Below are 9,850 nucleotides of genomic sequence, written 5' to 3'. Positions count from 1 at the left end.
TTGGACGTGCCTGTCAGGAGCGACGCCAGCCGCAGACGCTCGAAAGCTGCTTCCTGCATCAGGGGATGAAAAACCGCATGATTGGTGACACCCTTCTGCCGAACATCGTTCAACGCCGAAACGCCGAGTGCTCCGGCAGCTGTTGCTGCACCCGCGGCGCCCGTCGTCGCCGAACCGGTTGAAGATCCTGAAGTTCCTGCCGGGACCGCAATGAAAACGTCGACTGTGCGTGAAGCACTTCGCGATGCCATGGCGGAAGAAATGCGCCGGGATCAGGACGTTTTTGTCATGGGTGAAGAGGTCGCAGAATACCAGGGTGCCTACAAGATCACCCAGGGTCTTCTGGACGAATTCAGCGCCAAGCGTGTTATCGATACGCCGATTACCGAGCACGGTTTCGCCGGGCTTGGTGTTGGTGCGGCGATGTCGGGACTGAAGCCGATCGTTGAATTCATGACGTTCAACTTCGCGATGCAGGCGATGGACCACATCATCAACTCAGCCGCGAAGACGCTCTATATGTCCGGTGGCCAGATGGGCGCTCCGATTGTATTCCGTGGTCCGAACGGTGCTGCGGCCCGCGTTGCCGCGCAGCACTCGCAGGACTACGCTTCCTGGTTCGCTCACGTGCCCGGTCTGAAGGTGATTCAGCCTTATTCGGCCTCGGATGCAAAAGGTCTCTTGAAGGCTGCCATCCGTGATCCGAATCCGGTGATTTTCCTGGAAAACGAAATCCTCTACGGGCAATCGTTCGAGATCCCGGACATGGAGGACTTCGTGCTGCCGATTGGCAAAGCGAAAGTTGAGCGGGGCGGAACTGACGTCACGCTTGTGTCCTGGGGCATCGGCATGACCTACACTATGAAGGCTGCCGAAGAGTTGGCCGCAATGGGGATTTCCGCCGAGGTCATCAACCTGCGCACCATTCGTCCGCTTGATATCGAGACGGTGCTTGCTTCTGTTCGCAAGACAGGCCGTATCGTCACAGTCGAGGAAGCCTTCCCAATGTGTTCCGTGTCATCGGAAATCGCATATCAGGTTCAGGAACAAGCATTTGACTATCTCGACGCACCGATTTTGCGCGTAACCGGCAAGGACGTGCCCATGCCTTATGCTGCAAACCTGGAAAAGCTTGCTTTGCCGAGCGTTGCGGAAGTTATCGAAACGGTCAAAGCCGTAACCTACACGGCCTGAGGCGAGGGAGACGGACATGCCAATTAACATCACCATGCCGGCCCTTTCCCCTACCATGGAAGAGGGCAACCTTGCCAAATGGCTGGTAAAGGAAGGCGACCAGGTTTCAGCAGGCGATGTAATCGCCGAAATTGAGACCGACAAGGCCACAATGGAAGTGGAAGCCGTAGACGAAGGTACTATCGGCAAGATCGTCGTTCCGGCCGGCACCGAAGGCGTCAAGGTCAATGCATTGATCGCCGTTCTTCTTGAAGATGGCGAGGATGCCGGTGCGATCGATACCGGCGGAGGTTCTGCTCCAGCTGCGGCTCCTTCAGTCGCAGCAGAGGCTCCTGTTGCCGAGGCGGCTCCAGCCGCAGCTCCAGCTCCCGCCGGCCCGGCTCCGGTTTCTGCCGACGGGTCACGTATCTTCGCATCGCCTCTGGCGCGCCGCCTGGCACAGTTGAACGGTCTGGATCTGAAGGCTCTGTCTGGAACGGGTCCGCATGGCCGTATCGTCAAGCGCGATATCGAAAGTGCACTTGCAGCGGGTACCGGAAAAGCAGCTCCCGCAACTGCAGATGCACCGAAGGCCGCCGCAGCTTCTGCTCCGGCAACCGGACCGTCTTCGGATCAGGTTCTGAAGCTCTTTGACGATGACAGCTATGAACTTGTACCGCATGACGGCATGCGCAAGACCATTGCGAAGCGTTTGACGGAGTCCAAGCAGACGATCCCGCATTTCTACGTGTCCGTGGATTGCGAACTGGATGCACTTCTGGCCCTGCGGGCCCAGTTGAATGGCGCGGCTGCGACAGACAAGGATGGAAAACCGGCCTACAAGCTTTCGGTCAACGACATGACCATCAAGGCTCTGGCTCTTGGTCTGCGCGATGTTCCGGATGCAAACGTTTCCTGGACGGATGACAACATGGTCATGCACAAACACGCCGATGTTGGTGTTGCCGTATCCATTCCGGGTGGTTTGATTACTCCGATCATTCGTCGGGCTGAGGAAAAGCCGCTGTCGGTCATTTCCAACGAAATGAAGGACTACGGCAAGCGTGCGAAAGAACGCAAGCTCAAGCCGGAAGAGTACCAGGGTGGCACCACCGCGGTTTCGAACATGGGCATGATGGGCGTGAAGAGCTTCTCGGCTGTTGTGAACCCTCCGCATGCAACCATCCTGGCCGTTGGTGCAGGTGAAAAGAGAGCCGTTGTGAAAAACGGTGAGCTGGCCGTTGCCACCGTCATGACCGTGACGTTGTCCACTGACCACCGCTGTGTGGATGGTGCGCTCGGTGCGGAACTGCTCGCTGCCTTCAAGGGGTACATCGAAAATCCGATGAGCATGCTGGTCTAGGACCTGCTCTCCGGCGCGGTGGTGACGCCGCGCCGTTTTTGAACGATGATTTCTTTCGCCGGGGAAAACACCATGGCTGATACCAACTACGATGTAATCATCATCGGCTCCGGGCCGGGTGGTTATGTGACCGCGATCCGCGCTGCACAGCTCGGGCTTAAAACCGCTATTGTAGAGCGGGAACATATGGGCGGCATCTGCCTGAACTGGGGATGTATTCCGACCAAGGCGCTTCTACGCTCTGCGGAAATCTATCACTACATGCAGCATGCCAAGGACTATGGCCTGTCTGCAGAAAAGATCTCCTTCGACCCGGCGGCCGTCGTCAAACGTTCCCGTGGCGTTTCCGGTCAGTTGAATGCCGGCATCGGCTTCCTGATGAAAAAGAGCAAGGTCGACGTCATCTGGGGTGAAGGCAAGATCTCCAAGGTCGGCGAAGTCACTGTTTCCAAAACCGCCAAGAAGGCCATGGAACCTCAACACCCCCTTCCCAAGGGAACGAAAGGTGAGGGCGTTTACAAGGCCAAGCACATCATTTTGGCTACCGGTGCGCGCCCACGCGTCATTCCCGGCATTGAGCCCGATGGCAAGGATATCTGGACCTACTTCGAAGCAATGGTTCCTCCCTCCATGCCGAAATCGCTGATCGTCATGGGTTCCGGAGCGATCGGCATCGAGTTTGCGTCTTTCTATAAAACGATGGGGGCCGACGTTACCGTCATTGAAATGATGCCGAACATCATGCCGGTCGAAGATCCGGAGATTTCCGGCATGGCCAAAAAGATGATGGAAAAGCAGGGCATGAAGTTTCTGCTGGATGCCAAGGTGTCTCAGGTCAAAAAGGGCGCGGGTGGTGTGACTGCCACGGTCGAGACCAAGGATGGCAAGAAACAGGATCTGACCGCTGAGAAGCTGATCTCAGCTGTGGGTGTTGTCGGTAATATCGAGAGTCTCGGACTGGAAGCACTTGGCGTTAAAACCGATCGTGGGTGCGTTGTGATCGATGGTTATGGTCGCACCAATGTTCCGGGTGTCTACGCTATTGGCGACGTTGCAGGCCCGCCAATGTTGGCTCACAAGGCAGAACATGAAGGGGTCATCTGCGTCGAGAAGATTGCCGGCAAGGACGTTCATCCCATGGACAAGTCGATGATCCCGGGATGTACCTACTGTAACCCGCAGGTCGCGTCGGTCGGTCTTACCGAACCAAAAGCGAAAGAGGCCGGATACGACGTCAAAGTCGGCCGTTTCCCGTTCATCGGCAATGGCAAGGCAATCGCACTTGGAGAGCCCGACGGCATGGTCAAGACGATCTTCGACGCCAAGACCGGACAACTGCTTGGTGCGCATATGGTCGGTGCCGAGGTGACCGAGCTCATTCAGGGGTATGTGGTTGCCATGAACCTGGAAACCACGGAAGAGGACCTGATGCACACGGTCTTCCCGCATCCGACGCTTTCCGAAATGATGAAGGAATCTGTTCTGGACGCTTATGGCCGCGCTTTGAACATGTAATTCTTTTCAAGATTTGTCCCGGTGACATATGTGGCCGGGACATTCTTTTTTTCAAGACATGATTTCTCGACCGGTTGTTCGAGCGAAGACGACGTTATCAACATGACTTTGAGTCTTGGCAGTATTGACGATTGTCTTCAAAATTGCGGTGTTTCCGGTTCCGTTTGATCGAAATCGAGATGTTTCTCACAGATCCGGAACTCGTCAGCTTTTCTAAGAGTTGTGATGGATCAACCTTCGGTTACACTAAGTTGCCCGGAGGTGCGCCAAAGAGCGCCAAAGGACGGGTTGACCGAAAGGGGGAAACTTCATGGATGCAAAATCAATTCTAATCTGGATTGCCATTGGCATCATTGCCGGCTGGCTTGCAAGTGTGATCGTCGGCGGCGGTGGCCTGATCAGATATCTGCTCACGGGTCTTCTTGGCGCTTTCGTCGGCGGATTTATTTTCAAGTTTGCGGGCATCAATCTGGACTTGGGCAATGCCTACGTGAACGAAATAGTGGTTGCGGCAATTGGTGCGATCGTAGTCGTATTGATTGCAAGGGTCCTGTCCTGAACGCTCGAGGGAACTCGCGATGGGTTTGATCATTTCCATCATTATCGGACTTATCGCGGGAGCCGTCGCTCATCGGGTGCTTAACAGCCGAGGAGGCCTTCTGGGGAACCTTGTTGTTGGCCTAATAGGTGCTCTTATCGGCGGTAAGCTTGCTGAGATGTTCAGGCTACAGGTAACGGGCGGCATTCTTGACCAGCTCGTACTTGCAACCGTCGGGGCAATCCTGTTCTTGTTCTTATGGCGGAAAATTCGAAATTGACCGGTCGGCATCTTTCAATGGAAATCGAAGACTTTCCGCTCAAATCGAGTGACAAGCTTCGGTATGCGGACACCGACCGACAAGGACATGTCAATAACGCTGTGTTTGCGACCTTTCTTGAAACAGGACGGGTCGAGGTGCTTGTCGGTGACGGACTTGCCGACGATGGGGCCGCTTTTGTAATTGCTCGTCTGGAACTCGATTTTCTAGCCGAGGTCAATTGGCCGGGCTCCGTTGAAATCGGGACAGCAGTCGCGCAAGTCGGGCGCAGCTCTTTCAAGCTGCTTCAAATGGTTTTTCAAGATCGAAAACCCGTTGCGCGGGCAACAACAGTGATCGTTCAAATGAACGATGAAACAAGAAAGTCTCAACCGTTGAGCGAAAAGGCACGCATCCGGTTTGGAGTGCTTACCAGACCTGCACTGGACACATAGCTGCACTTTCGCTTTATCGCTTGACCTTTCAAGGGAATACCGACAGTTAGGGGCCTATGGTTACGATCGTCGACACGCTAAATCGCCCTCAGCAGGAAACGGACGCCCGTCCGCGCCATCCGGAAAAGGCCCACCGTCCGGACAATCCGATCCAGCGCAAGCCGAAATGGATCCGGGTCAAGGCTCCGACTTCACCTGTCTATCGAGAAACCAAGGAACTTGTGCGCGGCAATAACCTTGTCACCGTGTGCGAGGAAGCCGGATGCCCGAATATCGGTGAATGCTGGTCGAAAAAACATGCCAGCTTCATGATCCTGGGTGATACGTGCACACGCGCCTGCGCGTTTTGTAACGTACGCACAGGTATGCCTGGTGCCGTAGATACAAAAGAAGTGCAGGGTGTGGCCGACGCCGTTGCGGCCATGGGGCTGGAACATGTTGTCATAACTTCCGTTGACCGGGATGACCTTGATGATGGTGGCGCACACCATTTTGCCAATGTGATCGGTGCTATCAGAAAGACGTCACCCACGACTACCGTCGAGGTTCTGACACCTGATTTTCTGAGAAAAGACGGTGCGCTTGAAATCGTGGTCGACGCCAAGCCGGACGTGTTCAACCACAATCTTGAAACTGTGCCATCCAAATATCTGAAAGTGCGTCCGGGTGCACGCTACTTTCATTCGATCCGCCTTCTCCAGAAGGTGAAGGAACTTGATCCGGAAATGTTCACCAAGTCCGGTATCATGGTAGGATTGGGAGAGGTGCGGAATGAGGTTTTGCAGCTCATGGACGATCTGCGGGTCGCCGATGTTGATTTCATGACAATCGGGCAATACCTGCAACCGTCGAAAAAACACCATCCGGTGATGTCTTTTGTGACACCGGAAGAGTTCAAGGGTTATGAGCGAATTGCCTATTCAAAAGGGTTTTTGAAGGTTTCGGCCAGCCCCTTGACCCGCTCGTCGCACCATGCAGGCGAAGATTTCGCGGAACTGAAGGCCGCAAGACTGGCGAAACTCGGTCACTGAAGAAAAGCGCAACGGAACAGGATCAGAATTACTGCATGCCCAGCTTTTCCTCTCTCCACAAGGTCAATCACAATGCAGACGACATGTTTCGTCTCGTTGCAGATGTGGAGCAGTATCCGCAATTCGTGCCGCTTTGCCAGGATCTCCACATACGGGGACGCAAAGACCTTGGAGACGGGCGCACTGTTCTAGTTGCCGATATGACGGTCGCCTACAAGCTGTTCAAGGAAACGTTCACCAGCCGAGTGGAGTTGCGGCCCGAGGAGCGAACCATACTGGTTGAGTATCTCGACGGTCCCTTCAAGCATCTGGAAAACAAATGGACGTTTGAAGATGCCGATGAGGAGACCTGTTCCGTCGGATTTTATATTTCCTATGAGTTCCGCAGCCGAACGCTTGGCTCCCTGATGGGGGTAATGTTCGACAAGGCCTTCAGGAAATTCTCCAGTGCCTTTGAAGCACGTGCAGACCAGGTATACGGAACCTAAAGCGCTGTCGGTAAAACCTGAAACACCTAGTGCTGCCTGAAATCAGAGATTTCAACGCGTCATATGACGCTGTTTGATTCTGCGAAATTCCCAAACGCTAAAGCTGGCAATTCTCATCTCGCTACTTGAATTGTTTGAATGCGTCCCGAATGGTTCTAAGGCGGCTGGACTTCATGTCCGTTGCCCCGTAGTCGCGGCGGATTCTTTCTATTTCTCCTGGAGCCAGGCCTAGGTCATCAAGTGTGGCGAATGCCGTATTGTCGGCGCAGACCACCTGGCGGCCTGCGCCGAGATTTTCTTCCAGGATAAGTCTGCGGCCTTCAGCTGTCTGTTCTTCGGTCCAGATAACAGTGTTGGATGAAACCCAGAACGCACGATCGCAGTAGCGAGCCTGATAAAACCCCTTTTTGGGAGACGTCAGGATTTCATGAGAACCGGTGAAACTGCCGTTGGAATGTTGTGAGCGGATGTAATAATCGCCCTGACCGAACGCGGCCCCTGTCAGTCCTAAGCTGGCAATCATGGCTGCAGCCAGGCACGCCGAAGAGCGTTTCATGTCCGTTTTCCTTTTCCTACGCGTTCAAGATGCCCAGCCTCTTTTGTAAGAAATACATTGTCTTGCTTACCCAAGCCTTACCTTGGGTTAAGTTGTCATTTTGTTATTTGGAATGGAATGATGCTGCAGCGTTGTCGCCGCTTTCGGGACGAAAGGATTCTCGAATTGCAGCGAAACGATTTACCCGTTTAACCGATGCACCGTCGTTCTGCACGATTACTCGTGGATCTTCCGTGATGCCAAGGCCTTTCAGTGTTACCTGTTCTTCTGGATGGTTGCAGATCGGGCGCCAGCCTTTGCCCCAATTGAATTCAACTCTGACAGCGTAGTTCTGTTCGACTTCCAGCTGTGTCCAGGCGATGGTGGCATAACGTACCCAATAGGCGCGCCCGCAATACTCGACTTCCACAAGACCGTCTGACATACGGTTGTAAATGCGATGGGATCCACGAAAGACACGGTTGCTGTCTCTGGAGATTATATAAGTGTCTCCGGGTAGCGGAAAGTTGCTTCCTGCCAATGAAGTCGTGCAGGACATGGCTAACACACCTGCAGCATAGAGAATTTTTTGGACTGACATATCCTGGATCCCGTGCCGCGAATTCATTTCGCGGATAATTTGCGGCCAGGCGGCAACATATAACCTTAGTTTATAGAATGGATTTCTGCGGGTGAGGAGGTTTTACTAAAATTCTAAAAGTATTTTCGAGAAAGTAATCTCAACGAGTGTGATAGCTCTTGTTTTCCTCTTCGGGGCTTTTTGTCTGAAAGACAGCGCGGACAGCCGAAAGTCTGCTCTTGGGAGAGTTTTCGTCCAATTCGCCTTTCAGAAAGTCTTCAGCACTTATGGAAATGCCAAAGTCCTTCAAAGTTACCTGGGTTTCAGGTTCCAGGCAGATCGGACGCCAGCCGCGACCAAAGTTGAGTTCGATACGCACGGTGTTTCCGCGTTTGCTCTCTATTTGTGTCCATGCGACAGATTGCGCACGGACGAAATAGTCTCGTTGGCAATAGGAGACCTTTGTCAGTCCGGATGAATACTCCTCAAACAGTTTGTGACTGCCGACAAAGATCCCGCCGTCGTTCCGGGAGATTAGGAAGAAATCTCCGGGGCGCGGAATTGCACCTGCGTGAACCGATCCGGTTAAAAGACATAGGAATGTAAAAATTGCTGAGAACTTTTTCATGATGACGGAGAGCACGTTCCATTCGTGGCGGGATAAGTTCTCTATAATGTTGACCTTTTGGGAAACCCAGTCCGAATTCGAGGGAGCGTTAACGAGCACTTTCCTCAGTCAGCGCATTTAAAATTGAACTAAGTGCTGTTTGTACTGTTTCCAGGCGAACCTGCTTGCGGTCCCGCTCTGAGAACAGGCAGGGCGCGTGCCTGATTGACTGATTTTTGCAGGCAATGGCGATATGGACTGTGCCAACGGGCTTTTCTTCGCTGCCTCCTCCTGGGCCGGCAATTCCGGTGACCGATACGGCCACGTCGGCATTGGAACGAGACAAAGCCCCTTCGGCCATGGCGATTGCGACTTCCTTGCTGACAGCGCCGACTTTCTCAATGAGTTCCGGGGAGACACCGAGAAGATCGACCTTTGCCTCATTCGAATAGGTTACAAACCCGCGATCGACCACGGCTGATGATCCGGAAATCTCTGTCAGGGAGCTGCAAATCATCCCTCCGGTGCAAGATTCCGCAGTTGCGACCATCATGCCTCTTGATTTCAATTCTTCCAAAACGAGTGCAGCTAGTGGAGCCAGGTCGTCGAAGCTTTGCGGTGCTTTATCGATCATGTTTTCCTCACTCATCATCTTGGAGCGGAAGGCGTACAGTCACGCTTGCAAGGGTTGCAATTCCTTCTTTTCGGCCGGTAAAGCCGAGTTTTTCAGAGGTCGTGGCCTTCACCGACACCCTGTTTTCCGGAATTTCGCATATCCGTGCTATCGACGTGCGGATAGAATTCCGGTGCGGACCTATCTTGGGTTCCTCGCAGACGATAGTGACATCAATATGGGCGATGCGACCGCCAAGATCGGACAGTCTGCGCATGGCGTCCCTTTGGAACCGGTCGGATGAAGCGCCTTTCCATTGCGGGTCGCTGGGAGGAAAGTGTTGACCGATATCACCGTCTCCGATTGCGCCAAGGGTTGCATCGGTAATTGCATGCAGGACCACATCCGCGTCGGAATGACCTTTTAGTTTTCGTGTGTAGGGGATTTCGACGCCGCCAAGGATAACCGCCTCACCGTCGTCAAACGCGTGAACATCATAGCCGATACCGGTCCGGATATCTGTCAGTTCGGAGAGTGGTCTTCGGGATTGGCCGTCATTGGTCATGAATAGGATGCTCGCTTGGTGTTGTGCCCGGCGCATGTCTGCCGCAGTTGTTATTTTGAAATTGAGCGGATCGCCTTCACTCAATTGAATGGTCATGCCATTCCATTCGGCAACGCTGGTGTCATCCG

At 53.7% G+C, this 9,850-nt stretch carries 13 protein-coding genes and 1 pseudogene; 8 read left to right on the top strand and 6 right to left on the bottom strand.

The genetic code is table 11. The annotated features are described in order from the left end of the window. A partial coding sequence (locus K5905_RS18770) for a hypothetical protein (protein WP_297586566.1) occupies nucleotides 1–251 on the bottom strand: 251 nt, incomplete at its 3' end. Between K5905_RS18770 and K5905_RS18765 the strand changes: the two are divergent. The 8 genes and pseudogenes from K5905_RS18765 to K5905_RS18730 all read left to right on the top strand — a co-directional run. Beyond that, nucleotides 145–1,194: pseudogene (locus K5905_RS18765) on the top strand (pyruvate dehydrogenase complex E1 component subunit beta); the annotation flags it as partial. The gene K5905_RS18770 and the pseudogene K5905_RS18765 sit on opposite strands and share 107 nt — an antisense overlap. Before the next feature lie 16 nt (nucleotides 1,195–1,210). After that, nucleotides 1,211–2,536, top strand: a complete 1,326-nt coding sequence (locus tag K5905_RS18760) for a pyruvate dehydrogenase complex dihydrolipoamide acetyltransferase (protein ID WP_297586562.1) — start codon at nucleotides 1,211–1,213, stop codon at nucleotides 2,534–2,536. Nucleotides 2,537–2,608: 72 nt separating this feature from the next. Continuing rightward, nucleotides 2,609–4,051, top strand: a complete 1,443-nt coding sequence (lpdA, locus tag K5905_RS18755) for a dihydrolipoyl dehydrogenase (RefSeq protein ID WP_297586561.1) — start codon at nucleotides 2,609–2,611, stop codon at nucleotides 4,049–4,051. Nucleotides 4,052–4,361: 310 nt separating this feature from the next. After that, entirely contained in the window at nucleotides 4,362–4,610 is a 249-nt protein-coding gene (locus K5905_RS18750) for a GlsB/YeaQ/YmgE family stress response membrane protein (RefSeq protein ID WP_297586560.1), read from the top strand. A gap of 19 nt (nucleotides 4,611–4,629) precedes the next feature. After that, nucleotides 4,630–4,869, top strand: a complete 240-nt coding sequence (locus tag K5905_RS18745; protein WP_297586559.1) for a GlsB/YeaQ/YmgE family stress response membrane protein — start codon at nucleotides 4,630–4,632, stop codon at nucleotides 4,867–4,869. 17 nt (nucleotides 4,870–4,886) lie between these two features. Then, nucleotides 4,887–5,303 (top strand): thioesterase family protein, encoded by a 417-nt coding sequence (locus tag K5905_RS18740; protein ID WP_297586564.1) that lies wholly within the window; start codon nucleotides 4,887–4,889, stop codon nucleotides 5,301–5,303. 56 nt (nucleotides 5,304–5,359) lie between these two features. After that, a complete protein-coding gene (gene lipA, locus K5905_RS18735; protein WP_297586557.1) occupies nucleotides 5,360–6,334 on the top strand; it encodes a lipoyl synthase in 975 nt (324 codons plus the stop codon). Nucleotides 6,335–6,369: 35 nt separating this feature from the next. Next, entirely contained in the window at nucleotides 6,370–6,822 is a 453-nt protein-coding gene (locus K5905_RS18730; protein WP_297586555.1) for an SRPBCC family protein, read from the top strand. Between the two features lie 121 nt (nucleotides 6,823–6,943). Here K5905_RS18730 and K5905_RS18725 read toward each other — a convergent pair whose 3' ends face one another. The 5 genes from K5905_RS18725 to ispF form a co-directional block, all read right to left on the bottom strand. Continuing rightward, entirely contained in the window at nucleotides 6,944–7,378 is a 435-nt protein-coding gene (locus K5905_RS18725; RefSeq protein ID WP_297586553.1) for a hypothetical protein, read from the bottom strand. 103 nt (nucleotides 7,379–7,481) lie between these two features. Further along, entirely contained in the window at nucleotides 7,482–7,958 is a 477-nt protein-coding gene (locus K5905_RS18720) for a hypothetical protein (protein WP_297586551.1), read from the bottom strand. A gap of 139 nt (nucleotides 7,959–8,097) precedes the next feature. Continuing rightward, the gene (locus K5905_RS18715) at nucleotides 8,098–8,565 is read right to left on the bottom strand and encodes a hypothetical protein (RefSeq protein WP_297586549.1); all 468 of its coding nucleotides are present in this window, start codon (nucleotides 8,563–8,565) and stop codon (nucleotides 8,098–8,100) included. Between the two features lie 88 nt (nucleotides 8,566–8,653). After that, nucleotides 8,654–9,178, bottom strand: coding sequence for a CinA family protein (locus K5905_RS18710; protein WP_297586546.1), 525 nt, complete (start codon nucleotides 9,176–9,178; stop codon nucleotides 8,654–8,656). A gap of 7 nt (nucleotides 9,179–9,185) precedes the next feature. Continuing rightward, a partial coding sequence (gene ispF / locus K5905_RS18705; RefSeq protein WP_297586544.1) for a 2-C-methyl-D-erythritol 2,4-cyclodiphosphate synthase occupies nucleotides 9,186–9,850 on the bottom strand: 665 nt, incomplete at its 5' end.

The organism is Roseibium sp., assembly GCF_025698965.1.
GTDB lineage: Bacteria > Pseudomonadota > Alphaproteobacteria > Rhizobiales > Stappiaceae > Roseibium.
The sequence above is the reverse complement of the archived record's forward strand: the minus strand, read 5'-3'. Positions and strand labels throughout refer to the sequence as shown.